A 24711-nucleotide genomic window follows, 5' to 3' on the forward strand; every position below is an offset into this window, starting at 1 on the left:
CCGTACGTCAGGCCGTACGTCACGAAGCCGATCCGGCGGCCGGCTGGTCGGCCTTGGGCTGCTCCGAGAAGTCGCCCGCGGTGGTCCGCAGCGGCACCTCGGTGATCAGCAGCGAGAGCACGAAGGCGATCACCAGGACGCCGGCGCCGACGAGGAAGGCCACATTGATCGCGTCGGTGAATCCCGACTTGAAGGGGTGCGCGAGCACCGGGTCGACGTGCTTGAGGAACGAGGTGTCGTTGAGCGTGCCGGTGCTGCCCGACGACGCCGAGGTGAGCGTCTTGAGCTGGTCGGGGTGGGCCTGCGCCGCCTTCTGGAAGGCTTCGCCGCCCCGGGCGCCGGCGTATGCCGAACCGATTTTGCTGCCGACGACCGAGTAGACGATGGACAGGAACACCGCGACGCCCAGCGTGCCGCCCATCTGCCGGAAGAAGGTGGTCGAGGAAGTGGCGACACCGATGTCGCGCGGTGGCACGGCATTCTGCATCGCGAGCACGATCGTCTGCATGTTCAGGCCGAGCCCGGCGCCGACCACGAACATCGCCAGGTCGGCGTAGAGCAGGCTGCTGTCGGCCGAGAGCTGCCAGAGCATCAGCATGCCGGTGACCAGCAGGACGCAGCCGATGATCGGGAAGATCTTGTAGCGGCCGGTCCTGGAGGTGATCTGGCCGGAGACCATGGACAGCGCCATGATGCCGAGCACCAGCGGCAGGGTGAGCAGACCGGCCTTGGTGGGCGAGTTGCCCTTGACCAGCTGGAGGTAGAGCGGGATCAGCGTGATGCCGCCGAACATGCCGATACCGATGATCGCGGACTGCGCCGAGCCGACCGCGAAGACCCGGTTGCGGAAGAGCCGCAGCGGCAGCAGCGCGTCCTCGCCCGCCCGGCGTTCGGCCAGCAGGAAGGCGACGACGCCGACCGCGCCGATGATGTAGCAGGACAGCGAGGAGGCGGCGCCCCAGCCCCATTCGCGGCCCTGCTCGGCGACGATCAGCAGCGGGACGAGGGCGGTGATGAGTGCGGTGGCGCCCAGGTAGTCGATCTTGTGCGACCTGCGCTCCTGCCGCACGTGCAACACCCGGGCGACCACGAACAGGGCGAGGATGCCGATCGGCACGTTGATCAGGAAGATCCAGCGCCAGCCGTCGATGCCGAGGAGCTGGTCCTGCCCGGCCAGCGCACCGCCGATGACCGGTCCCAGCACGCTGGAGGTGCCGAAGACGGCCATGAAGTAGCCCTGGTACTTGGCGCGCTGCCGGGGCGGGATGATGTCGCCGACGATGGCCAGCGCGAGCGAGAACAGACCGCCGGCGCCTATGCCCTGGAGGGCGCGGAAGCCGGCGAGCATGTACATCGACGTCGCGGCCATGCACAGCGCGGAGCCGACGATGAAGACCGCGATGGCGAAGAGGAAGAACGGCTTGCGGCCGTACTGGTCGGACAGCTTGCCGTACAGCGGGGTGCTGATCGTGGAGGTGATCAGGAAGGCGGTGGTCACCCACGCCTGCGCCGTCAGGCCGTTGAGGCTCTCGCCGATCTTGTAGATCGCCGTCGAGACCACCGTCTGGTCCAGCGCGGCCAGGAACATGCCCAGCAGCAGACCCGACAGGATGACCATGATCTGCCGGTGCGTGTACTCCGTCGGTGGCGCCGCGGTACCGGCCGGCGCGGCGTCTGCCTGAGCACTCATCGTGCTGTTTCCTCTCACCCGTCACACTGCTGCTTGCCTAGGGCAACAGTACGCGGTCGGCACCGCGAACCTTCCACTCGATTTCCGCGTTCCGGCGGCTACCGGGGAGTAGTAGCTACCGGGGCGTAAGCGCGTCCACCCCGGTCAGCTCCGCGGACAGCGCCCACAGCCGTGCGGCCTGCTCCGGGTCGGTGGCCCAGTCGCGGACGCCGGTCCTGGCGCCGTCGGCCGGCGCGGGCTCGGCGATGTCGCAGTCCTCCAGGTAGACACCGCCCATCCCGTCCAGCTGCGGCGAGGTGGCGCCCCAGACCTGGGTGGCCGCGCCCTGCTCGGTGGACTTGAATCCGTCGGGGTTCAGCGGGTTGCCGTCCTCGTCGATCCAGCCGCGCTCGACCATCTCGGCCTTGGGCAGGTGGCGCTGGAGCGGGGTGAGGATGCCGCCGGGGTGCAGCGCGAAGGCGCGGACGCCGTGCTCCCGGCCGAGCGCGTCCAGATGCACCGCGAACAGCACATTGGCGGTCTTGGCCTGGCCGTACGCCTCCCACTTGTCGTAGTCGCCGTGGGTGAAGTGGATGTCGTCCCAGCGGATGCCGGAGCGGTGGTGGCCGCCGGAGGAGACCGCGACGACGCGCGCGCCGCCGTCCGCGGCGATGGCCGGCCACAAGCGGTTGACCAGGGCGTAGTGCCCGAGGTGGTTGGTGGCGAACTGCGCCTCCCAGCCGGGGCCGACCCGGGTCTCGGGGCAGGCCATGACGGCGGCGCTGTTGATGACGATGTCGATCGGGCGGTCGGTGGCGAGGAAGCGCTCGGCGAAGCCGCGGACGCTGTCGAGGTCGGCGAGGTCGAGCTCGTCGACCTCCACGCCCTCGATGCCGTCCAGCGCGTCCTTGGCGGTGTCCGGGCGCCTGGCGGGGACGACCACATGGGCGCCCGCCTCGGTCAGTGCGCGCGTGGTCTCCACGCCGATGCCGGAGTAGCCGCCCGTGACGAGCGCCAGCTTGCCCGTCAGGTCGATACCGCGCAGCACCTCCCGCGCGGTGGTGTCGGCGCCGAAACCCGATCCGATGCTGTGCTGATTCGTTGTCATGGCGTCCACGCTAGGAGCTGGAGTGGACTCCAGCGCAAGCGCGACGCGTACGGGGCTGTCGCCCTCCCGCGCGTACGGTTCGCGTCCGCCTCGTATCAGGCGGCCAGCTCACGGATCAGCGGGACCGCCCGGGACAGCCGGACCGTGCCGTACGCGATCAGGCCGACGGCGGCGAGCTGCGGCAGCACCCACCAGCCGGTCCTGATGTGCTCGCCGTAGACGGTGATGCCCAGCGCCAGGCTGACGGTGGCGTCGCCGAGGGTGAGCGCGGGCTGCGAGGCGACGATCGGCCCGGCCTGGAGCGCGCTCTCCAGCAGGAAGATCGCGGTGACCCCGCACAGCGCGAAGCCGTAGGTCTGCCAGGCGGTGAGGAAGGCGGTGACGCCGTGCGCCGAGAAGGTGTCGGCGGCCGACTTCATCAGGGCGGCGGTGAGCGCGTTGGCGACGGCGGAGGCGCCGCCGAGCAGCGCGGCCCGGGCGATGCCGGACGGACGGTGGTAGGCGGTGGCGACCGCCCAGCCGCCGCCGGCCAGGCAGAGCAGTCCCGCGGGCACCCAGTGCGCCATGGACGCCTGGGTGCCGCCGCCTCCGGGGGCCGCGGCGGCCAGGGCCAGCGCCAGGCCCGCGACCATGCAGATCACGCCCGGCCAGCCGGCCCGCGGCAGGGCGCGGCCCAGCAGCGGCACGCTGAACAGCAGGGCGAGCGGCAGTTCCATGATGAAGACGGGCTGCGCGAGGGCGAGCGGCCCGGTCACCAGGGCCAGTGCCTGGAAGGCGGCGGCGCCGGCCACGCCGCAGATGCCGAGCAGCCACACCGGCTGCCGGATCATGGCGATCATCTGCCGGGGGCGCATCGCGTCGTTGGGCGGCACGGCAAGGGCGGCCTTGCGCTGGAGGACGGTTCCCGCCGCGTTGCTTGCCGCTCCGAGCAACGCGAAGAACACACACAGCACCAGCAGGGTCGGCCTCCCGTGACGTAACTCCTCCGGCGCAGCGTAGGCGGCGGGCAGAGCGGACGCACCACGGGGGTGGGGTGCGGGCCCGCCCTTCACCCGTTCGACGCGGGTGAAGGGCGGGCCCGATCAGGATTGCGGTCGGTCAGGATTGCGGCCGGTCAGGGATAGGAGACGACATTGCTGGGGGTGGTGTTCGAGGCGGTGACCGCTCCGGTGTCGTTGATGACGTGGCTGATGGTGCCCACGCCGCCGAGCGAGACGGTCAGGACGTCGTGGAACTTCACACCGGAGGTGTTGGGCACCTCGAAGGCGTGGTAGCTGTTCACCGCCGGATTGACGTTGAAGTAGCAGTAGCTGCCCAGGCCCCATGCCTCATGGGTGGTGACGTTCGCACCGACCTTGTAGGCGGCGTAGCCGTTCTGCCCGTTGGGATTGACCCAGGCGGCCTGGTTGGGCGGGTCGTACGGCATCTCGTTCTGGAAGAAGATCGTCTTGCCGCCCTGGCCGTTCCACACCACCTCGTACTTCTGGTAGTGCTCGACGAACAGTCCGGTCGCCAGGACGTTGTTGCCGTTGACGGTCAGGCCGTTGTCCGCGGTGTTGGAGGTCCAGCCGACGCCGCTGCCGTGGTCGGCGCGCCAGGCCCAGATGTGGTCGATGATCGCGTTGTTGCTATTGACGATCAGGCTGTTGGTGGCCTTGCCGGCGACCTGGCCGCCGATCCGGAAGAAGACGTCCTGGATGGTGGTCGGGTTGCTCGCGTGGCTCGCCGAAGAGCCGGACGGGCCGACGGTGAGCAGCGCCTGCGAGTTGGTGGTGCCCGCGTCGAAGAGCAGGCCCTTGAGGCGCACGCCGTCCACGTCGGCGACCTGCATGGCGTTGACGCCGTTGTCCGGGACGAAGGTCGGGTAGCCGATGCCGAGGATGGTGGTGTTGGCCTTGGTGACGTTCAGCGTCTGGTTCAGGTGGTAGACGCCGGGGGTGACGAAGAGGTTGCAGCCCTGGGAGAGCGCGGTGTTGATGGTCGCGGCGGTGTCACCGGACTTGACCACGTAGAACTGGCTCATCGGCAGCGAGGTGCCGGGGGTGCTGCCGCTCGCCCAGCTCGGGCCCGAGGCGTTGGTGCGCAGCGACGGCAGGAACACCCGGTACTTGCCCGCGCTGTCGACGTACAGATACGGCACGTCGCGGGAGACCGGGGTGGTGGCCAGGGTGGTCTCGGGCGGGTTCGGGAAGGTGTTGGCCGGGGCGCCGTTGACGCCGGAGAAGACCATGTTCCACACGCCGCCGGACCAGCTGCCGAGGTTGCTGTCGCGGGTGTACCACTGCTGCTGGGAGATCGACGCGGTCTGGCCGCTGACCTTGCTGTCGGCGATGTAGCCGCCGCTGGCGTAGCCGTAGCTGGCCGGGTAGAGCGCGAGCCCGCCGTGCACGTCGATCCGGCGGAAGGGGGCGGCCTGCGCGACGGCCCAGCGGTCGGTGCCGCTGGAGGGGTTGATGGCCAGGTTCTCCGCCGAGCGCCAGAAGTTCTGGGTGGCGTTGCCCGCGTCCGAGGCGTTGAAGGCGTCCACGGTGACGTCGCCGTTGATGGTGACGTCGTCTGGATTCTGGCCGAGGCCGGCCACCGAGGTGTAGAAGCCGACGTTGTCGGTCACGTTGTACGTGCCCGGCTTGAAGAGCTGGGCGACGCGGTTGTTGCTGAACTGCGCGGTCTGGGTGTCCTTCTGCTGGTTGAACTGCGCGTCGAGCTGCGACTGGATGGTCGCGCTGGACATCGACGGGTCGTAAATGTGGACGTTGGGACCGAAGTTGGGAGTGTCCGACTGCACGGGGCAGCTCGCCTGCGTCGTACCGATGGTGTAACTGGCGGTGGCGACGGCGGAGTTGGTGGAACCGGACTTGATGCCGATCGCCTTCACCGTGGTGCTGCTGGAGATCGTCAGCGGCGCGCTGTAGAGCGTGGAGGAGGCGGTCGGGGTGGAGCCGTCCAGGGTGTAGCGGATGCTCGCGCCCGAGGTGGCGTCGGAGATCGTCACGGTCTGGGCGGAGCTGAAGGTGCCGCCCGCGGGGCTGAACGACGGTGTGGCGACGGTCGTTCCGGTGCCGCCGGTGCTGCCGCCGGTCGTGCTTCCGCTGCCCTGGGTGTACGTGAAGTGCGGCGTGTCGTACTGCGGGCCGTTCTTCTCGTAGGTGAACCAGTAGTCGAGCACATTGCCGGTGGCCAGCGAGCCGACCGTCCAGGTCCAGACGCCGGAGCTGTTGGTCATCCGGACGTTCTGCTGGTTGGCGTTGTTGACCAGGTAGTGCGCGTCCACATAGGCCGCGGCCGTGGTGGGCGTGAACGTGATCTTCGCCTGGGTGGTGCTCAGTTGGGTGACGCTCTGGGTGTAGTCGGAGGCGTCCGCCGAGGCGGTCCCGGCTGTCTGGACGAGGCCGAGTATCCCGGCCAGGACGAGGACGACGGCTCCGAGCAGCGCGACGGCGCGCCGCCGCCGCGACTCGGTCCCGGTGCGACCGGGGAGGAGGGATCTGCGCATGTGTGGGGGTCCTTTCGCCTGGCTTCGCGAAGTGAACGCCAGGGTCAGCGCGGAGTTGTGGGGGTGGATCGCGCTCGGCACTGCACATTCAGGGCCACAGTCCTGACATGACCCTTTGATTCATCGAATTGAGAACGCTCTCAGTCTGCGGATCAGGGAGGCCAGCGATCCGTAAGGCAGTGTCGATTGACGGTGGCGAGCCGTCAAGAAGAAGTTCCGGATTCACGCAAGGAACGGTCACCGCGGGGGGCGCACGAGTCCCGACCGGTAGGCGAGGACGACGAGTTGGGCGCGGTCGCGGGCGCCGAGCAGCGCCTTGGCGGTCAACTCCGGGTCCGCGCAGCTGGCGGCGGTCGCGGCATCATTGCCGTACGACGAAGGCCACGAAGTCGTCGGCCACCGCGAGGTCGGTGACCGAGCCCTTCAGCCAGGTCAGGGCGACAGGCGCACCGGTCGGGTTGTTGCCAAAGTCGAAGCCCTTGGCGGTGGCCAGGGTGCTGCCCCAGGCCGTCACCTTGCCGTCCGGGGAGAGCGCGTAGGTGGCGGTGTCGGTCACCAGCCGGGCAGGCGCGGTGACGCCGGGCAGCGTCACGGGCTTGTCCAGCGGGGCCTTCTCGACGGTGCTGTCGCCGAGCGCGGCGTTCGAACCGTCGCCCCAGGCGACGACCTTCCCGTTGGGCCACACGGCGGCGGCGTACGCGTTGGAACCGCCGGCCGCGATCGCGGTGACCTGGCCGATGTCGGGGACAGGGGTGGGCACGTCGGGGAAGAGGTAGTCGCCGGGGGCGAGGATCGAGTAGTTGTTGGAGCCCCAGCCGAGGACGGTGCCGTCGGAGCGGAGCGCGTAGCCCGCGAACTGGCTGACGGCGATCTGCTTGATCCCGGTCAGTCCCGGCAGCTTCGCGGGCGGCATCGGGAATCCGGCCTTCGCCTTGCGACCCAGGATCTGGTAGTCGGTGGTGTCGCCCCAGGAGTACACCTGGCCGTCGGTGGTGAGCGCGAAGCTCGCGGTCGCGGCGAGCACCACACTCTTGGCGCCGGTCACACCCGGGACGGGGACGGCGCCGGGGAATGTGTAGGCGGGGTCCTTCAACGACGCCTCGCTAAGCCCCACGCCGACCGGCCTGCCCCACTCGTAGACCTGGCCCTTGTCATCCACGGCCGCCGCGACCCACGCGTCACCGGCGCTCGTCGCGGACAGGGACACCACCTTGACGCCGTCCAGGCCGGGCACCGGGTGCGGGGCGAGCGCCCTGCCCTCGCCGACGGCGCTCTGCTCGACCTTCCCGGCCGCGTCCGTCCAGAACAACTGGTCGCCGCCCGCGGCGACATGGACCGCGTCCTTCACCGTCGTCGTGCCGTAACTGGTCACGATGGTGCCGGCCGGTCCGTCGGCGGACGCGGCGCCGGAAGTCGTCAGCGCCGACGCCCCGGTGGTGGGCTTCGCCGCGGAGCCGCCGCCGTCCGAGTCCCCGCCGGAGCAGCCGGCGAGCGCGACGGCCACCAGCGGAGTCAGTGTCCAGGCCACGAGCATGCGTTTCATCGACAATCCCTCACTGATCGACCCATGAGAAAGCGCATTATCACGCGCACACCCTACGGGACGCCGCTCGACGGGTCGGCGGTTCCGGGCGGGGCAGGGCAGTTGAGGGATCAGGGGTGGCAGAGGTGGTCACCGCGAAATCGGGTCACGCGGTCACCGGTCGCGGCCCGGGCCGCCGGTGCCACGCGGGAGCCACTCCGGTCGGCATGAGCCGCGGGCGACCAGGACCTCGCGGTAGTGGCCCGGCGTGCGGCTCATCCGGACCTGGTCGGTGACGCCCTGGTAGTGGCCGAGGGCGGTGGCGGCCGAGAACACCTCCGGGGCGAGGTAGTCGTGCGCGGTGCCGGGGCGGCCGGCGCGCTCGCGGGCGAAGGCGGGGTCGATCAGGCCGAGGCCGAGGATCCAGGCGGCGACGCGCACCAGGGAGACGTGGACGCGCCAACTGCCGCCCTGGGTGGCCCGCAGCCGGAGCGCCTGGACGATGCCGAGTGTCGCCAGCCAGGCCGCGATGTAGTCGTTGACCACGAGGATCGGGGACAGCGACGGGACGCCGCCGTCGCCTTCGAGGTCGGCCATGCCCGTCACCGCGCCCGCGCTCTGGTCGAAGCCGACGCGGTCCGCCCACGGCCCGCGGGCGCCGGCGTACGAGACGGTCGCGTGCACGATTCCGGGCCTTTCGCGGACCGCGGACCCGACGTCCAGGCCGATCGATTCGAGGTATCCGGGGCGGCGGTTGGCGAAGAAGACATCGGCGTCCCGCAGCAGGCCGCCCACCTGCGCCCGGCCGGCCGGGGCCCGGGGGTCGGCGCGGCAGGACCGGACGCCGACATTGGCGCTGGCGTACGCGCCGTCGTGCTCGAATTCGTCCGGCCGCCACACATTGAGGACGTCGGCGCCGTGCAGCGCCATCGCCCGGCCGGTGCCCGCGCCGGCGATGACATGGCCCATGCCGAGGGCGCGGACGCCGTCCAGCGGCTGCCGGCCGGGGCCGGCGAAGGGTTCGGGGTCGCTGTCGCCGACGCGTTCGATCTCGACCAGCGGGGCGCCGGCCACGGCCGAGGCGAAGTGGTCGGTCGCCAGGAATTCGCCGACCGTCCGCACCTGCGGCAGCACCACCCCGGCCCGGGCGCCCGCGGCCTCCCACTCGGCCGCGGGCCGTCGTCGTACGGCGCGGGCCACGGCTTCCGGCACGTCCGCGCAGTCCAGGAGCCGTTGGGCCGCGACTTTCAGGCCCGGATAGGGGTTGAGCGGCATGACCCACCGACCGTCCGCGGCGCGGTGGAAGCTCAGGCCGAGCGCCTGGTTGCGGTTGGCCGGGGACTCCACGGGATAGCCGTCGAGCAGTTCCCACCGGCGGTCGTAGAAGGGGCAGAGCCGGTGCGGCGCCACCCGCAGGTCCATCGCGATGTGCTGGCCGGGGCCACCGCGGTCGCGGTGCAGCGCGGCGATCGCCACGGATTTGGCCACGAGCGCGATGGCGGCGGCGCCGGCCAGCCGCAGCGGGCTCGGCACCACCGGGTCCGCCCCGGCGAAGGTGATCCGGCCGCCGCTGTCGGCGCGGTGCAGGCCGACGCCGTCCAGGACCTCGTCGAGCGCGGCGTCGATGTCGTGGTCCGCGCTGGTCGCGGGCGCGGCCACGGCGGCGCGGATACGGGCTTCGAGCGGTCGCATGCCGGCGGCTCAGCCGAAGTAGCGGGCGAGAGAGGTGACGACGGCGGCCGGGCGCGGTACGCCCTCGATCTCGATCGTGCTCTCCAGCGTCAGTTGCACCGCGTCGGCGCCCGCCACCGGCTCGGCCCGCGCCACGCGCGCCGCGGCACGGATCCGGGAGCCCGCCACGACGGGGGTGATGAACCGCACGCGGTCCAGGCCGTAGTTCACGGCGAAGGACACCCGGTCGACGCGGTAGAGGCCGGTCGTGAGTCCGGCGAGCAGCGACAGGGTCAGATAGCCGTGCGCGATGGTCGACCCGAAGCTGCTCGCGGCGGCGCGCACCGGGTCGACGTGGATCCACTGATGGTCCCCCGTCACGTCGGCGAACGCGTCGATACGCCGCTGGTCCACCAGGATCCAGTCGCTCGGGCCGAGGGTCTCGCCCTCGGAGGCGACCAGATCGGCCGGTCCGTCGAAGATCCGCACGTACTGTTTCCTTCCTCGCTGTCGGGTCGGGCGATGCCGTCGGGTCGGGCGATGTCGTCGGCTCGGGTCCCGTCCGGGCCGGACGGGACCGAGGCCGGGCTCATCCGTGCCGCCGGTGCCGGGAGTCGTCGCCGGGGCGCCGCAGGGTGATCACCCGGGAGGCGAACCACCACCGTCCGTCGAGCCGGCGGAAGCGGTCGGCGTAGGTGTTCCGGGTGACCAGCAGCGCGGGCTCCCCCGGAAACCGCTGGGTGACCTCGATGGCGCACGTCCCGTACGCCTCGTCCCGCGAACCGTCCCGCGATCCGCCCCGCGATCCTCCGCGCGTGAGGGCGATGTCGTAGGTCCGGTGCGTGGTGTACGTGGCGCCGTCGTAGGTGAGGACGTTGCGGCGCAGCCACTCCTCGACCTCGGCGCCAGGCATGCCGAGCCAGGTGCCGTGGCGGAAGAGCCGGGCGAACCGCGCGAAGTCGCCGGCGTCCACGCTCGCGCAGTACGCGGTGAGCAGCGCGGTGATGCGCCGGGTGTCCTCGGCGCCCGGCGCCGGGCCCGGCGGGTGCGGGCCCGGCGCCTCGGCGCCCTCGTGCGGTGTCACGACGGTTGCTTGGCCAGTTCCTTGGGGTTGCCGTCGACGAACTGGAACGCCACCAGCGACTTGCTGAATCCGTCGCGCCCGTCGCCGAAATTGATCAGCGCGCTCTGCTTGCCCGCCGCGCCCGCGAAGGGCGAGATCTTGTCGATCGCCTGGGCGAGCTTGTCCCCGTCGGTGCTGCCGCCGGTGGCGTCGAGCCCCTTCTTCAGGACGGTGAAGGCGTCCCAGGTCGCGGCGGCCTGTTCGGCCAGGCCCAGGGCCAGCTTGTCCACGCTGCCGCCGTACTCGGCGGCGTACGCCTTGATGAACGCCTGGTACTCCGGCTTGGACGGCTGCTGGTTGGCGAGGGTGTAGATCGCCGGGAGCTTGGTGTAGGCGTCGCCGCCGATCTTCAGGGCGTCCGGTGCGATGAGCGAGCCGAAGCCGACGACCGGCACATGGACACCGGCCTCGGTCATCGTCTTGAGCATCAGGCCGGCGTCGGCCGCCGCCGAGCCGATGTGCACGACGGCGTCCGGGTGTTCGCCCTTGAGCTGGGAGACCGCGGAGGTCAGATCGGTCGCGCCGAGCGTGTAGTGCACGGTCTCGCCCGGGGTCATGCCCGCCTGCTTCGCCTGGTCGACGATCGGCTTCCACAGCGTCGATCCGGTGGGACCGTCGTCCGCGGTCACCACGGGGTGCTTGTAGCCCAGCGACTTGAGCAGGTCGATCATCTGGACCGGGTAGTCGCTCTGGTCGACGGTGGTGCGGAAGGTGTATTTCGCGCCGTCCATCAGGGCGGGCGAGATGGTCGAGGAATTGATGAAGACGATCTTCCGGGGTTCCACGATTTGCCGGATCGCCAGGCCCTCGATGCTGGTGTAACCGCCCATCATGACCCCGGCCTTGTCGACCGTGATGGCGCGCTGGGTGACCTTGGCGGACTCGTCGGCGGTGAGCTTGTCGTCGTACACCTTGAGCGAGAGCTTGCGGCCGCCGGCGCCGCCGTCGGCGTTGATCGTCTTCACGGCCAGTTTGGCCGTGTTGACCATCTGCTCGGCCACGGCCGCGTTGCCGCTGGTGAGCGGCGCGGCGAAGCCGACGACCAGGGACTTGCCGCCGCCGCTGGACGCGTTGCCCGAGCCGTTGGAGCCGCAAGCGGCAAGGGACACCGAGGCGGCGAGCGCCACGACCCCGACGCGGATGAGAGATCTGTACTGCACGGGAGACTCCTTGGCTGTGATGTCACGGACACCGGGTTAATTAACATGCCTAAGCATTGGGGGCGGAGACGGCCGCGAGCCGCCATTGCGGCAGGCCGATCCCGTCGGCGATCCGCAACTGGTACGCCTGGACCCGCGCCCCGATACGGACGTCGTCCACCGGGCTGTCGGTGATGTTCCCCATCATCCGGGGGCCCTCGTCGAGGTCGATCAGCGCGATCACGTACGGCCCGTCCTGGAAACCGGGCATGCCGGCCTGCCGGACGACGGTGAAGGTGTAGACGGTGCCGAGGCCCGACGCCGCCTCCCACTCGGGCGTGGCCGCGCAGTGGCGGCAGACGAGCCGGGGGTAGTGCTGCCTGGTGCCGCAGGCCGGGCAGTGCTGGATCAGCAGCGTCCCGTCGTGGGCCGCCCGGAAGTAGGTCGTACTGACCGGGTCGAGGTCGGGGACCGGTTTCGTCCAGGAGTCGACGACATCGACGATCTCCAGGGTCCCCTGCGCGCCGCGGACGGTCTCGGATGTCATCGGTCTCATCTGCCTTTCCCGAGGATGGTGACGCCGATCGTGGAGAACCAGCCGCCGGACCCGGCGGCCAGCGCCACCTCGCAGTCCGGCACCTGCACCTCGCCGGCCTGTCCGCGCAGCTGCCGTACGGCCTCGATCAGCAGGAAGATGCCGCGCAGTCCCGGATGGCAGGCCGACAGACCGCCGCCGTCGGTGTTGATGGGAAGCCGGCCGCCCGGCCGGAGATTGCCCGCCTCGGCGAACGGACCGCCCTCGCCCGGCTTGCAGAAGCCGAGGCTCTCCAGCAGCAGGACGACGGTGATGGTGAAGCTGTCGTAGAGCATGGCCATGTCGACGTCGTCCGGCGTCAGGCCGGCGCGCGCGAACGCCTCCTGGCCCGACCGCACGCCCGCCGTCGTGGTCACATCCGGCGCCTGCGAGATGTTCCAGTGGTTCTGGCGGGCCGCGGTTCCCAGGATCGACACGTACGGCTGCCTGAGGTCGCGCGCGCGTTCCTCGGTGGTCACGATCAGCGCGCCGCCGCCGTCGGTGATCGCGCAGCAGTCGTACAGATGCAGCGGATCGGCGATCATGCGGGAGTTCAGCACGTCCTCGACGGTCAGCGGCTTGCGGTAGATCGCCTGCGGGTTGTGCGCGGCGTATTCGCGGACCGCGACGGCGACGCTGGCGAGCTGCTCGGCGGTGGTGCCGTACTGGTACATGTGCCGTTGCGCGGCCATCGCGTACGCGGCGACCGTCGTCTTTCCGTACGGCTCCTCGTAGGCCGCGCCGCCCACGGGTTTGCGGCCGTAACCCGTGCCGAGGCTGCGGCCCATCCGGGTCAGCAGGTCGCTGCCGTAGGTGAGCAGGACGGTGTCCGCCATGCCGGTGCGGATCGCGGCCTCGGCGTGCTGGACCTGGAATTCGTAGGCCGAGCCGCCGGTGTACGTGCCCTCGATCCACCGCGGGTCCAGGCCCAGGTATTCGGCCGTCTCCGGCAGGTCGACGCCCGGCACCCCGGGGATCCACGCCTCGGCGCAGCCGAAGCCGTCGATGTCGTCCTTGCTGAGCCCCGAGTCGGCCAGGGCGCGCTGCATGGCCTGGGCCTGGTGCCCGAGCGCGTCGAGGTGGGGCGCCTTGGGGCCGTCGGACAGGCCGATGCCGGCGATGACCGGAGTTCGGTCGGGACGTGTCACGGGTCAACTCCTCCTGTGATTGCGCAGTTCGTGCTTCTGGACCTTGCCGGAGGCGGTCATGGGCAGCTCCGTGAGGACCCGCCACGAGGTGGGGATCTTCTGCCGGGCGAGCCTGGCGCCGTCCAGATAGGCCGCCATCTCGCTGTCGCCCGGCCATTCCTGGCCCGCGGCGAGCGTGACGAAGGCTCCGACGACCTCGCCGAGCCGCTCGTCGGGCAGGCCGACGACCGCGGCCATCTCGACGGCCGGGTGGCGCTGGATGAGTTCCTCGATGTCCCGCGCGGAGAACTTCTCGCCCGCGCGGTTGATGATGTCCTTGGTGCGGCCGGTGATCCGGACCAGGCTCCGGCTGTCGACCCGGCCGAGGTCACCGGTGTAGAACCAGCCCTCCTCGTCCAGCTGTTCGCGGGTCAGGACGGGATCGGTGTAGCCGATGAGCGCCTGCGGTCCGCGGATCCGCAGCTCCCCCTCCTCCCCCGGCGGCAGCGGCCGGCGGTCGGAGTCGACCGCCTGGATCTCGCTGCCGGGCACCACGGCGCCGTCGTACTCGGCCCTGATGTCGAGCGGTTCGGTCGGGGCGACCCAGGACACTCCCCCGCCGGTCTCGGTCATCCCGTATCCGCGCAGCGCCGTGATGCCGACCTCGCCGGCCTGCCGGATCAGGTCGGGCGCGGTCTGGGCGCCGCCGGACATGAAGACCGTGATGGGGTGCCCGGTGCCGATGCCCGCGCGGTGCGCGGCGACCAGGTCGTGCAGGAAGACGGAGGCCGCGGTGGTGAAGGTGCACTGCTCGCGTTCGATGATCCGTGCCGCCTCGGCCCCGTCCCAGTTCGGCATCACGACGATCTTGGCGCCCATGGACGCGGGCCAGACCACTCCGGCGTTGAAGCCCGCCAGGTGCGACAGTGGCGACGCGCAGAAGAAGACGTCCTTGGCGCCCAGCGACATGGTGTGGCGGATGCTGCGCGCGTTCGACACGAAGCCCTGACCGGTCAGCTCGACGCCCTTGGGCGCGGAGGTCGTGCCGGACGTGTACAGCATGAGACAGCACTTGTCGGGCTCCAGCGGGTCGGGCAGCGAGACCGCGGGCCGCGGGTCGTCGGGCCCGGGAAAGCGGCGCCAGCCCGGCCGCGGTTCGTCGGGTCCGACGCAGAAGCGGGCGACCGGCCCCCACGAGGCGCCGTCGAGGATGCCGTCCAGTTCCTCGGCGGGGCGGCGGCCGCGGTTCTCGGCGATCGAGACCACCGCGCGCGGCTTGCAGTCGTACACGATGTGCGCCATCTCGTGCTCGCGGTAGATGGGCACGACCGGGACATTCACGGCGCCGATCCGGAAGGCCGCCACCTGCGCCAGCAGCGCCTCGGCCAGATTCGGCAGCTGGATGAGGACGCGGTCGCCGCGTACGACCCCCGCCTGGACCAGATGCGCGGCGAGCACATCGGCCCATGCGGCGAACTCGCCGTAGGTGAGCCGCAGGTCGCCGATCACCAGGAATTCGCGGTCCGGCGTGCGCTCGGCGACGTCGAACACCCACCAGCCGAGGCGCTCGGCGGTCCAGTAGCCGTGCTCGCGGTAGTACGCCTCACGGTCGGTCTTCGTCGTCGGCGCGGGAGCAGACATCCCCATTCCTCTCGTCGCGAACTGTGCGGACGGCAAGGCCAGGCCGTTCACGGGAAGTGGTTAGCCATGTGTAACATTGTCTCCATACGAGCGCAATGGATCTCACAGATCTCTTTACCTAGCTAATTAAATGTGTTTCAGTCCCGTTGATCGCATGCGGAACTCCTCGTGTGCCGCGGCACACGAGCATGGGGAAGAAGGGCGAGCAATGGACGAACTGAAGGGGAAGGTCGCCGTCGTCACCGGCGCCGGCCAGGGCATCGGCCGCGCCGAGGCGCGAGCCCTGGCCCGGGCGGGTGCGCACGTGGTCGTCAACGACGTGGGCCGCGCACCGGACGGAAGGCCGGCCGCCGAGGACGCCGTCGCGGAGATCCGCGAGGCCGGCGGCAGCGCGGAGCCCAACGGGGACGACATCTCCACCTGGGACGGCGCCGAGCGGCTGATCGGCCAGGCGGTCGCCGTCGCCGGCCGGCTCGACCTCCTCGTCTGCAACGCCGGGATCATCCGCGACCGGACCCTGGTCAACCTCACCGAGGCCGAGTGGGACGCGGTCATGGCCGTGCACCTCAAGGGGCACGCGGGACCGCTGCACTTCGCGGCGGCGCACTGGAAGGAGCTGTCCGCGCGGACCGGCGAGCCGGTGGACGCGGCCGTGGTGACCACCTCCTCCGAGGCCGGGCTCTACGGCAACTTCGGGCAGGCCAACTACTCGGCGGCCAAGGCCGGCATCGTCGCGCTCACCCAGGTCGCGGCGCGCGAGCTGGCCCGCTACGGCGTACGCGCCAACGCGATCTGCCCGCGCGCCCGTACGGGCATGACCGAGGGCGTCGTGGAGGGGATGGACCCCGCCGAGGGGGCCGCGGACGAGTGGGACCCGGAGAGTGTCGCCGCGCTCACCGCGTTCCTGGGCACCGCGTACTCGCGGGGGATCTCGGGCCAGGTCTTCGTCGTGCACGGTCCGACCGTGTCGCGGATGCGGGAGTGGACGCCCGCGGACGAGATCAGCGGGAGCCGGGCGCTGCGGCTTGACGACATCGTCCTTCAGCGCGAACTGCTCGGCACGGCACGGGACACGGCGGTCGTGGACTTCGCCGAGGCGTCCGCGCGGTCGGGCCGCCTGGGCCGCCCCTGACCGGGACGGGCCGCACGCACGGCGCATCGGTGGCCGGACCGCGAGGTCCGGCCACCGATGCGTGGTGGCGGGGTTCAGCCTTCGACGATGATGGCCGCCGCCGGGCAGCCCGCGGCGGCGGCAACGGCCGCGGCGCGCTCCGCGGCGCTCACCCGGTCCCGCAGTACGGCCACGGCTCCGTCGTCGTCGAGACCGAAGACCGCGGGCGCCACGATCACGCAGTTCCCCGAGCCGACACAGGCGTCCGCGTCCGCGGTGACGGCGGCCGCGTCATTGTCCGACATGGCTCTTCTCCCTCTCGTCCTGCGCCGCGGGCTCCACCACGGCGTGCAGCGGACTGAACGACCGCGGCATGTAGCCGCGGTAGCGCGGCGGTTCGGCCGCGCCGTCCCGTCGCAACGACCGGTAACGGGTGAGCAGTTGCGAGATCACCTCGACCTCCTCACCCCGGGAAAGGGCGGCGCCGACGCAGTGGCGTACGCCTCCTCGTCCTCGCCGAAGGTCTCCGTCCAGCGGAACATGGTGGAATTCCAGCGGCGGCACTTGGCCATCAACTCCTCGTCCCGCCAGTCGAGTCCGAGCAGCGCGGCGATGACGTCGCTCGGCACCACCGAGGCGAATTCCGCGGCGAGGTCGACATGGGTCCGTCCCTCGACCGCGTCGAGCCGCGCGCTCACCAACTCGGCGATGAAGTCGGTCCGGTAGCGGCGGACCGTCGCGGGGGTGAAGTGCTGCAGCAGGAAATTGTGCACGGCGTGGTGCTGCTCGCCCTGCAGGAGCAGCACTCCCTTCGGGCCGCCGTAGACGTCGGCGGCGCCCTTCAACTCGGCGTAGGGGTGGGCGAAGAGGTCCTCGTTGAGCTGGATGAAGCGGCACTCGTCGTACCCGACGACGATCCAGGCGTGCATGCCCTCGTCCCAGTGCACGGGGCCGCGGGCGAGCCGGTCGGCGAAGAAGGGGTAAGGGTCCTGGTCGCGGGCTTCTTTCAGGCTCTCCATGGCGGACTGCGCCTCCAGAGCGGTGGGGTGATCAGGTGGTGCCCGGCCGCGCCGGGCGGTGGGACACCAGGTCGGTGTCGATACCGGTGGGGCCGAGGTCGTTCGAGCCGCCGGGGTGGCCGAGCGGTTGGTCCCGGCCCGGCAGCGGTTCCAGGAAGAAGCGGGCGTTGTCCTCGACGAATTCGGCCTGGCCCGCGGGGACGTCGTCGCGGTACGCGATGGCCGTGACCGGACAGACCGGCTCGCAGGCGCCGCAGTCCACGCACTCGTCGGGATGGATGTACGCCTTGCGGGAGCCCTCGTATATGCAGTCGACCGGGCAGACCTCGACACAGCTTCGGTCGAGGACATCGATGCAGTCGCCGGAGATGACGTAGGCCATGGGAATGCCGACTTCCTGAAGGGTGGAGGGGAAAGTGCGGTGAAAAGGTGGCGGCCGCCCCGGATTCAGGCGGAGTGCGGCCCGGGCCGACCGGCGCCGGCTGCGACCCGGCGCAGCGTCTCCCAGTCGGGGATCTTGGTCCGTGCGCGGCCGAGCGCCCGGCCGCGGCCGATCTCCTCGGCGTCGATCGACAGCCAGCCGTCGTAGCCGACGGGCCTGATGCCCCGTCCGGCGAGCAACCGATCCACCGCCTCTGGTCCCGCGCCGCGCGGCGGCCGGTCCGCCAGGTCCGCGAGGACCGCGGCCACCGTTTCCGCGGCGCAGGCCCGGTTCGTCCCGACGACGCCGGACGGCCCGCGTTTGACCCAGCCGGCGACGTACTGCCCCGCGACGGCGCGGCCGTCGGCGCCGAGCACCCGGCCGGCAGCGTGCGGGACGCGGCCGAGGCCCTCGTCGAACGGCAGGGTGCCGATCGGTGTGCTGCGGTGGCCGACCGCGCTCACCACCAGGCCCGCCTTGAGGTCGGTGATCCCGACGGCGGGCGTGGCCGTACCGCCCGGGCCGCGTGTCCTTTCCAGGCGTACGGCGGCCACCGCGCCCCCGGCGCCGAGGAGTTCGACCGGGCGGGTCCTGAAGTGGAAGCGCAGGGTGCGGCCGCCGGGGACGGTCCCGCTCCGGGCGAGGTCGGCGAACGCCTTGAGATTGGCGGCGGTCAGCGGGTCCGTCGACCGGTCCGGGAGTCCTTCGGCGTCGATCGCGATGCCGACGCCGTCGAGGTCGAGCAGTTCGCGCAGTTCCTTCGCGCTGAATCTGGCGTGCTCGGGTCCACGCCGGCACACGAGGTGCACCTCGCGCACACCGCTGTGCGCGAGCCGGTCGAGGACGTGCGGCGGCATGTCCGTCTGCTCGAGGTCGGCGGCGGATTTCACCAGCAGCCGTGCCACGTCCAGGGCCACATTGCCCGCGCCGATCACCACCGCGGATTCGGCGGCAGGCCCGAGGGACTCCCCCAGGTCCGCGTGGTCGGGATGGCCGCTGTACCAGGCGACGAAGTCGGCGGCGGACCAGACCCCGGCCAGGTCCTCGCCCGCGATGGCCAGGCGCCGTCCCGTGGGCGCCCCGGTGGCGAACACGACCGCGTCGTAGAGCGCGCCGAGTTCCCCGGTCGTGACATCGGCGCCGACCCGGACGTCGCCGAGGAAGCGGACCCGATCGCGTTCGAGCACCTTCCGCAGCGCGCCGACGATCGACTTGATCCTCGGGTGGTCGGGCGCGACGCCGTAACGGACCAGGCCGTACGGCGTGGGCAGCCGGTCGTAGACATCGACCCACACGTCGTCGCGACCGCGCACGAGAGCCTCGGTGGCGTACACGCCCGCCGGTCCTGAACCGACGACGGCCACACGGTAAGGGCTCATCCGCTTCTCACTCCTCACCATTACTTAGCCATGTTAACTTAACCATGTGTAGCAATACCTGTCAACGGCCGGTCGCGTGCTTCCGGATGGCGTACTTGCGGTCCGTGCGCTTCCGGGTCGCGTGCCCTCAGGCGGTCCGCACCGCGGACGCGACGACCGCGCGGGTCGCCTCGGCGGTGCGGCGCGCCGCCTCAGGAGCGGGCAGCCGCCGCAGATCGTCGGAGTAGACCTCGACCGAATACGGCGCGCGGATGCCGGGCCGGTCCAGGGCCCGGACGAAGGCGCGCAGGTCCAGGTCGCCCTCACCCGGCGGCAATCGGTGGTGGACCGCGTCCGTCATCAGGTCGTCGTCGACCGCCGGGACCGGCCCGTCGTTGAACTGCACCATGAACACCCGCTCGGCCGGTACCGTCCGCAGCAGGTCCAGATCCGGCGCGCCGCGGAAGAAGTGCCAACTGTCCACGCACAGACCGCCGTTGTCGCGGTCGGCCGCGGTCACGACAGCGAGGCCGGCCGCCAGGTCGGGCACGCTGCTGTACGGGACGAATTCCAGCGCCACCTTCAGCCCGTGCGGGGCCGCACGGTCGCACAGGTCCGCGAAGGCCGCGATCTCCGCCGGTCCGATCGGCCGGTCGTCGAAGGTGCCGACGGTCTGCACGAAGGGCACCTGAAAGGTGTCGGCCAGGTGATACGCGGTCCGCTCCGTCTCCGGGTCGGCGTAGACCAGGCCCGGACGGCCGGGGATCCCCGCGGGTCCCGGCTCGCCGTGGAAGCCGAAGAGCACCTCGACCTCATTGATCCGCACGTCCCACGCGGCGAGGACGGCGGTGAGGTCACGGTCCGTCCAACCGGCCGCGAGCAGCGACCGGTAGTAGGGGATGGCGAGGCCGATGGCGTCGTAACCGGCCTGCCGCGCGGCGGCGACCCGGTCGGGGAAGGCGGCGTCCCGCACGGTCCCCCAGGCCAGCACCAGCCGCGGGCCCGCCGGAGCCGGCTCATTCGTCATCCGCCACCGCCTCGTGCCGGCCGGCCCGCGCGAGGAGTGCGCGGGCGCGGGCGCGTACGGGCGCGTCCACGAGCCGGCCGTCGACCCGGGCGACCGGGCCCAGGGCGGCGAGCACCCCTTCCGCCCAGGCCAGTTCGTCGTCGGTGGGCCGCAACGCCTCGTGCACCAGCGGCACTTGACGCGGGTGCAGGCAGAGCTTTCCGTGGAAGCCCAGGCCGGCCGCGCGGCGCACGTCCGCGCGTACGGCCTCGGCGTCGTCCAGTTCGACGGTCACGCCGTCGACCGGCGGGGCTTTCCCGGCCGCGGCCGACGCCACCACCAGGCCGGTGCGGATCGCGAGCAGCGGTTCCCAGGACGGCCGCGCGCCCAGCTCCGCCGCCAGGTCCAGCGTCCCGAGGACAAGACGCGGGACCGCCGCGTGCCGGGCAAGCGGCCGTATCCCCTCGATCGCGGCGGCCGTCTCGACCAAGGGGAGTACGGGGACGCCGAGCCGCCGGTGGACCCGGTCGACCTGGTCGGGCGTCTCGGCCTTCGCCAGCATCACCGCGACCAGCTCCGGGCTGCCGGACAGCGCCGCCAGATCCGCCTCGTGGTCGTCGGTCGTCGCACCGTTCACCCGGACGACCGCGGGAGAGCGGGAGAGCCGGTCCCGGGCCGCCACTCTGGCCGCCGGGCGGGCGGCGGGCTCGACCGCGTCCTCCAGGTCGATCACCACCAGGTCGGCGCCGGACCGCGTCGCCGAGTCGAAGCGGTCCGGGCGGGAGCCGGGGACGAACAGCAGGGAACGCGCCCGGCCGATCACCGCGCGGAGCCCGTCGCGTCCGCCGTGCGCTGTCCCGCCACGGCGCCCGTCAGGTCGGGCAGGATCCGGCGCTCGACCAGGGTCCGCAGCGCGTCCCGGAAGGTCACCTCGGTGTCGAACACCCGGGTGTAGCCGGCCTGTTTGACCTTGACCGTGCTCACCAGCGCGGGCGGCGGCATGGTCGTCAGGCCGTGGCCGAAGGTGTAGTCGGCGTACTGATGCGAGCGGCCGAGGACGTCGAGCAGCGGGAGCGGCCTGAGCCGGTGCTCGGCGACGATCCCGTCCCACACCCCGGCCAGCCGCGGGAGTTCCCCGGCCAGGCTCACCGGGCGCGGCTCGGCGCACGGCACCCCCATCTGGTCGGCCAGGGCCGGCCACAGCTCCTGCCAGGAGAACACCTCGCCATTGGTGAGGTTGAAGTGCTCGCCCCGGGCCGCGGGCGAGGTCGCCGCCCACACCAGCGCGCCCGCCACCAGCCGCGCGTCCACGACCTGCCGGACCGGGTGGATCGTGCCGCCGGGGAAGCCGAAGGGGAGGCCCGTCGCCGCGCAGAGCGCGGCGAACACCCCGATCACCGGCGGCGTGCAGTAGGAGACGCCGTAGGCCGGACCCACCACTTGGACCGGCCGGAAGACCGTCCAGTCGAACGCGTGCCGGTCGGCCAGCTCGCGCAGCAGGTCCTCCTGGTGCCAGTAGAAATTCTCGTGGTCGTCGCGCGGTGCCCGTTCGCGCGCCGGGATCGGGATCGGGTGCAGATGGACGCCGTACGCCTTCGTCCCCTGCATCACGGCGGCGTGCCGCAGCCCGCCGCCGGCCGCCAGCGGCACCAGGACGTTGCCGAGCATCGCGCGGTTGACCGCCATCTGTTCGGGGTCGGACCAGCCCGCCACCAGATCCGGCTTCTCGTAAGCGGCGGCGTAGACGAGGTGGGTGGGGCCGGGCGTCAGCGCGGTGACGGCGGCCCGTGTCGCGGCGCCGTCCGTCAGATCGACCGGCACATGGGTGAAGCGCACCTGGTCCGGCACCTCGGGCGGGCGCCGCGAGAAGGCCACGACATCCCATCCGTCGGCGGCGAAGGCGGCGATCGCCGCGGTGCCGATGAGCCCGCTGGCCCCGGCGATCAGCACACGTCCGGCACTCATCCGTCCCCTCTCCTTGTCTGCGACGTCTCTCCCGCCGCTTCCCCGCCTGCCTCGGCGGCGCGGTCGCCCGCGGTCCCGCCGTATTCGTCGGCCGCTGTCAGCGAACCGGAGGCCGACACCTCGCCGTCGCCGGTGACGGTCTCGACCTGCTCCGGTGCTCCGCCCTCAGGACGGCGGGCGCGGATCGTCTGCGGCCCGACCGCCGGCGCGTGCAGGCGGTAGGTGAAGACCTGCCCCAGCAGGTCGTGGCCGCGCCCGCGCAGCTCCTCGGCCATCAGCACCGCTTGCAGCGGGCCGTGGATCACCAGGTCGTCGAAGCCCTCGGTGCGGGCGTGGTCGCGGTCGTAGTGGATCCGGTGGGCGTTGTAGGTGAGCGCCGAGAACCGGAAGAGCAGCACCGGATCGACGGCGAGCGCCGCCCCCGGGCCGGTCGTACCGGGCGGCTCCGGCTCGCCCGTGCGGGCGATCGACGGCGCACCGGCCGGCCGCGGCGGCCGGTAGACGATCTCGTGGTCGTCGCGCACCGCGAGGTCGCCGTCCTGGACGTACTCATGGCGCACCGTGACGAAGCGGAGGTGTCCGCTGCGTCCCTCGACCTCGCGCGAGGCGAGGATCCAGGAGGTGCGGGTCGCCTCCCGGCCGACGGCCAGCGGTCTGCGGTGCCATACCCGGCCGCCGGCGAACATCCGCCGGGCGCCGGGGGCCGGCGGCGCCGGAAGTCCGGCCAGCGGGTGCCCGTCGGGACCGATCAGGTCCTGCGGTACCGCTTCGAGGAGCTGGACGACGTGCCACATCGGCGGCAGCGATTCCGCCGCGGCCGACCGTACGCCCAGGAGTCCGGCCAGCGCCTCGGCCGGGTGGCGGCCGATGACATCGGTCCTGACCTGGCGTTCCCCGCTCCCCCGGCTCCCGCTGTGCGCCCGCCCGTCGCCGTACACGGCTGTCATCGGACTGCCGGTCTCAGAAGGGCGGCAGGAGTTCGACGTCCTGCGGCGCGCTCACGAAGTAGCGCTCGACCAGCCGGCGGGCGAATTTCCAGGCGCCCGCGCGCCGCTCGTAGACGTCGTGGTAGGTGCAGCTCACCCAGCTGATCCTGCCGTCCGGGTGCACGCACACCGCGATGGCGTCGCTGCGTCCGGTGGCCCGGTCGGGGCTCTCGAAGCGGGCGGTGTGGTTGGTGGTCCAGTGATAGGTCTCCTTCCACACCTTGCCGATGACCTCCTGCGAGCGGCGGATCTCCGCCTCGCCGCGGAAGTCGCCGCGGCCGCCCGGGATGAGGTATTCGGCGTCGTCGTGCCACAGGCTCATGAAGCGGTCGATGTCGCGCCGGTCGGTGCCCTCGCAGTAGCCGGCGACCAGGTCGGCGAAGACGGCCCGGCTCTCCAGCTCGTCGATCCGCTGTTCCAGGGTGCGGTTCCCGGTGTCGAGCGTCATCGGCTCAGGCCCCCGCTCGCGGCGCGCCGCGGAATTTGTCGGGGTAGTTGTCCGGCAGATCCTCCTCGGCGAGCGGCACGATGTGGTGGTCGAGGACGTAGCGGTCCTCGCCGGTGGCCCGGTCGTCCTCGTCGAACTTCCAGAAGACCACGGTCCGCGCCGACAGGACGTAGTACGGACTCGCGGGCGAGGTGTCGTCGACGAAGCCCATCTTCCGGGCGACCTGGGCGGTGAGGATCTGCCGGAACGTCCCCTCGGTGACGATGTCGTAGTCGCTGACCACCACCCGGGTCTTCTTGGACTCGATGACGTACGAGCCGTTGTTCACCATCTCGGTGTAGTTGGCACGAACCTCTTCGATACCCTTCGGACCGGTGTCCCCCTTGACATTGCCGAGGACTCCGTACTCGTGGTACTGCGGGTCGTCCGACAGCGTCGGCAGCACCATGTCGAGGTCGGCGAGCACCTCGCCCTTGGAGTGCCGGACGACCGTCTCGAGATGCTTGAGCTGCAGGGGTGTCGTGGCTTTGTGCATGTGCTCCGCGAAGCTGGTGTACGTCAGCTCCGGCCTGAAGTCCTTCACTTTCCCTCCTCGGGGGCACCGGGACCATCGCACGACGGTCGCGATAAATTATCTAACCATGTAAATTAATCGCTGAATACAGCGACGGCAAGAGCGTTCGGAGAATCGGTACGGCCCCGCGCAATCCCGCAGTGGAGCGGATCTTCTGGGCATGGCCCTGACAGATTCCCGGCGTGGGCACGTGGCGTCCGGAAGCTCGGCTGGCGCATACTTGGCAGGGCCGACTCGACGAAGCGAGCGCCCAGATTCGGGGTAGGGATGACCACGACCACCAGCGGCTCCTTTGACGGTGTCAAGCACGAGCACGCCATCCGGCGCGAGGATCTGACGCGTTTGCGGATGACGCTCGGCCGTCTCGGACGAGTTCTTCGGCAGCAGAACGACGACGGTCTGAGTTACGCGCTGATCTCTCTGCTGTTCAACATCGGCCGCAATCAGCCCGTCTCCGCGGGTGACCTCGCGGCGTCCGAGGGAGTCTCCCCGCCGTCGGTGACCCGGTCGCTCAACCGGCTGATCGAACTCGGCTTCGTCTCGCGCACCGCGGACCCCGCCGACCGCAGGGCCGCGCTGATCGAACTGACGCCCAGTGGGGCGCGCGAGCGCGAGCAGGTGCTCAAGAGCCGCGAGGTCTGGCTGGAGGACCATCTCGGGCGGCTCGACGACGCCGAGATGGGCAGCCTGCTCAACGCGCTGCCCGCCCTCGAGCGGCTGTGCGACCCGGAACTGCCGCGCCGGGCCTGACCCGTA

General features: G+C 71.3%; 25 protein-coding genes and 1 pseudogene. 2 read left to right on the forward strand and 24 right to left on the reverse strand.

The window, feature by feature from the left end; translation table 11 throughout:
• Positions 1-19: 19 nt before the first annotated feature.
• The 13 genes and pseudogenes from BM076_RS27275 to BM076_RS27330 all read right to left on the reverse strand — a co-directional run bounded on the left by BM076_RS27275 (position 20) and on the right by BM076_RS27330 (position 15067).
• The gene (locus BM076_RS27275; RefSeq protein ID WP_093716378.1) at positions 20-1690 is read right to left on the reverse strand and encodes an MDR family MFS transporter; all 1671 of its coding nucleotides are present in this window, start codon (positions 1688-1690) and stop codon (positions 20-22) included.
• Between the two features lie 115 nt (positions 1691-1805).
• On the reverse strand, positions 1806-2777 hold the full coding sequence (locus BM076_RS27280) for an SDR family NAD(P)-dependent oxidoreductase (RefSeq protein WP_093716486.1): 972 nt from the start codon (positions 2775-2777) through the stop codon (positions 1806-1808).
• Between the two features lie 95 nt (positions 2778-2872).
• Entirely contained in the window at positions 2873-3736 is an 864-nt protein-coding gene (locus tag BM076_RS27285) for a DMT family transporter (protein WP_093716487.1), read from the reverse strand.
• Between the two features lie 155 nt (positions 3737-3891).
• Positions 3892-6270: a chitobiase/beta-hexosaminidase C-terminal domain-containing protein gene (locus tag BM076_RS27290; RefSeq protein WP_093716379.1), complete on the reverse strand. Its 2379-nt coding sequence runs from the start codon at positions 6268-6270 to the stop codon at positions 3892-3894.
• A gap of 237 nt (positions 6271-6507) precedes the next feature.
• Positions 6508-6591 (reverse strand): annotated as a pseudogene (locus BM076_RS35815) (DNA-binding response regulator); the annotation flags it as partial.
• A 40-nt stretch (positions 6592-6631) separates the two neighbouring features.
• Positions 6632-7813: an RCC1 domain-containing protein gene (locus BM076_RS27295; RefSeq protein WP_143120655.1), complete on the reverse strand. Its 1182-nt coding sequence runs from the start codon at positions 7811-7813 to the stop codon at positions 6632-6634.
• A 153-nt stretch (positions 7814-7966) separates the two neighbouring features.
• Entirely contained in the window at positions 7967-9484 is a 1518-nt protein-coding gene (locus BM076_RS27300) for a CoA transferase (protein ID WP_093716381.1), read from the reverse strand.
• A 9-nt stretch (positions 9485-9493) separates the two neighbouring features.
• Positions 9494-9952 carry a MaoC family dehydratase gene (locus BM076_RS27305; RefSeq protein ID WP_093716382.1) on the reverse strand — a complete coding sequence of 153 codons (459 nt, stop codon included), beginning with the start codon at positions 9950-9952 and terminating at the stop codon, positions 9494-9496.
• Between the two features lie 100 nt (positions 9953-10052).
• Positions 10053-10547 (reverse strand): nuclear transport factor 2 family protein, encoded by a 495-nt coding sequence (locus BM076_RS27310; RefSeq protein ID WP_177246638.1) that lies wholly within the window; start codon positions 10545-10547, stop codon positions 10053-10055.
• Positions 10544-11746, reverse strand: coding sequence for an ABC transporter substrate-binding protein (locus BM076_RS27315; RefSeq protein WP_177246639.1), 1203 nt, complete (start codon positions 11744-11746; stop codon positions 10544-10546). The genes BM076_RS27310 and BM076_RS27315 overlap by 4 nt, the downstream gene beginning before the upstream one ends.
• A gap of 49 nt (positions 11747-11795) precedes the next feature.
• Positions 11796-12272, reverse strand: a complete 477-nt coding sequence (locus BM076_RS27320) for a Zn-ribbon domain-containing OB-fold protein (RefSeq protein WP_177246640.1) — start codon at positions 12270-12272, stop codon at positions 11796-11798.
• Positions 12273-12277: 5 nt separating this feature from the next.
• The gene (locus BM076_RS27325; protein WP_093716385.1) at positions 12278-13447 is read right to left on the reverse strand and encodes an acetyl-CoA acetyltransferase; all 1170 of its coding nucleotides are present in this window, start codon (positions 13445-13447) and stop codon (positions 12278-12280) included.
• A 3-nt stretch (positions 13448-13450) separates the two neighbouring features.
• On the reverse strand, positions 13451-15067 hold the full coding sequence (locus tag BM076_RS27330) for a class I adenylate-forming enzyme family protein (protein WP_177246641.1): 1617 nt from the start codon (positions 15065-15067) through the stop codon (positions 13451-13453).
• Positions 15068-15275: 208 nt separating this feature from the next.
• On the opposite strand from BM076_RS27330, the gene BM076_RS27335 reads away from it, so the two are divergent.
• Positions 15276-16199 carry an SDR family NAD(P)-dependent oxidoreductase gene (locus BM076_RS27335; protein ID WP_093716387.1) on the forward strand — a complete coding sequence of 308 codons (924 nt, stop codon included), beginning with the start codon at positions 15276-15278 and terminating at the stop codon, positions 16197-16199.
• Positions 16200-16273: 74 nt separating this feature from the next.
• On the opposite strand, the gene BM076_RS27340 is transcribed toward BM076_RS27335, so the two are convergent.
• The 11 genes from BM076_RS27340 to BM076_RS27385 all read right to left on the reverse strand — a co-directional run bounded on the left by BM076_RS27340 (position 16274) and on the right by BM076_RS27385 (position 23964).
• Positions 16274-16483 carry a ferredoxin gene (locus BM076_RS27340; RefSeq protein WP_093716388.1) on the reverse strand — a complete coding sequence of 70 codons (210 nt, stop codon included), beginning with the start codon at positions 16481-16483 and terminating at the stop codon, positions 16274-16276.
• On the reverse strand, positions 16470-16631 hold the full coding sequence (locus tag BM076_RS36815; RefSeq protein ID WP_177246642.1) for a hypothetical protein: 162 nt from the start codon (positions 16629-16631) through the stop codon (positions 16470-16472). Before BM076_RS36815 ends, BM076_RS27340 begins: the two co-directional genes overlap by 14 nt.
• Complete coding sequence (locus BM076_RS27345; RefSeq protein WP_093716389.1) at positions 16628-17197, reverse strand: cytochrome P450 family protein; 570 nt, start codon at positions 17195-17197, stop codon at positions 16628-16630. The genes BM076_RS36815 and BM076_RS27345 overlap by 4 nt, the downstream gene beginning before the upstream one ends.
• Positions 17198-17228: 31 nt before the next feature.
• Positions 17229-17579 (reverse strand): ferredoxin, encoded by a 351-nt coding sequence (gene fdxA / locus BM076_RS27350; RefSeq protein ID WP_093716390.1) that lies wholly within the window; start codon positions 17577-17579, stop codon positions 17229-17231.
• A gap of 65 nt (positions 17580-17644) precedes the next feature.
• Complete coding sequence (locus tag BM076_RS27355) at positions 17645-18997, reverse strand: FAD-dependent oxidoreductase (RefSeq protein ID WP_093716391.1); 1353 nt, start codon at positions 18995-18997, stop codon at positions 17645-17647.
• Positions 18998-19124: 127 nt separating this feature from the next.
• Positions 19125-20003 carry a sugar phosphate isomerase/epimerase family protein gene (locus BM076_RS27360; RefSeq protein WP_093716392.1) on the reverse strand — a complete coding sequence of 293 codons (879 nt, stop codon included), beginning with the start codon at positions 20001-20003 and terminating at the stop codon, positions 19125-19127.
• A complete protein-coding gene (locus BM076_RS27365) occupies positions 19993-20805 on the reverse strand; it encodes an HpcH/HpaI aldolase/citrate lyase family protein (RefSeq protein WP_093716393.1) in 813 nt (270 codons plus the stop codon). Before BM076_RS27365 ends, BM076_RS27360 begins: the two co-directional genes overlap by 11 nt.
• Entirely contained in the window at positions 20802-21947 is a 1146-nt protein-coding gene (locus tag BM076_RS27370; protein WP_093716394.1) for an SDR family oxidoreductase, read from the reverse strand. Before BM076_RS27370 ends, BM076_RS27365 begins: the two co-directional genes overlap by 4 nt.
• Positions 21944-22894 carry a mesaconyl-C4 CoA hydratase gene (locus BM076_RS27375; protein WP_143120656.1) on the reverse strand — a complete coding sequence of 317 codons (951 nt, stop codon included), beginning with the start codon at positions 22892-22894 and terminating at the stop codon, positions 21944-21946. The genes BM076_RS27370 and BM076_RS27375 overlap by 4 nt, the downstream gene beginning before the upstream one ends.
• A 13-nt stretch (positions 22895-22907) precedes the next feature.
• Positions 22908-23381 (reverse strand): nuclear transport factor 2 family protein, encoded by a 474-nt coding sequence (locus BM076_RS27380; RefSeq protein ID WP_093716396.1) that lies wholly within the window; start codon positions 23379-23381, stop codon positions 22908-22910.
• Positions 23382-23385: 4 nt separating this feature from the next.
• Positions 23386-23964 (reverse strand): hypothetical protein, encoded by a 579-nt coding sequence (locus BM076_RS27385; protein WP_093716397.1) that lies wholly within the window; start codon positions 23962-23964, stop codon positions 23386-23388.
• Between the two features lie 258 nt (positions 23965-24222).
• Here BM076_RS27385 and BM076_RS27390 point away from each other — a divergent pair, with 258 nt between their 5' ends.
• Positions 24223-24705, forward strand: coding sequence for a MarR family winged helix-turn-helix transcriptional regulator (locus BM076_RS27390; protein ID WP_093716398.1), 483 nt, complete (start codon positions 24223-24225; stop codon positions 24703-24705).
• Positions 24706-24711: the final 6 nt, after the last annotated feature.

The sequence above is a fragment of the Actinacidiphila alni genome (genome assembly GCF_900112845.1).
GTDB lineage: Bacteria > Actinomycetota > Actinomycetes > Streptomycetales > Streptomycetaceae > Actinacidiphila > Actinacidiphila alni.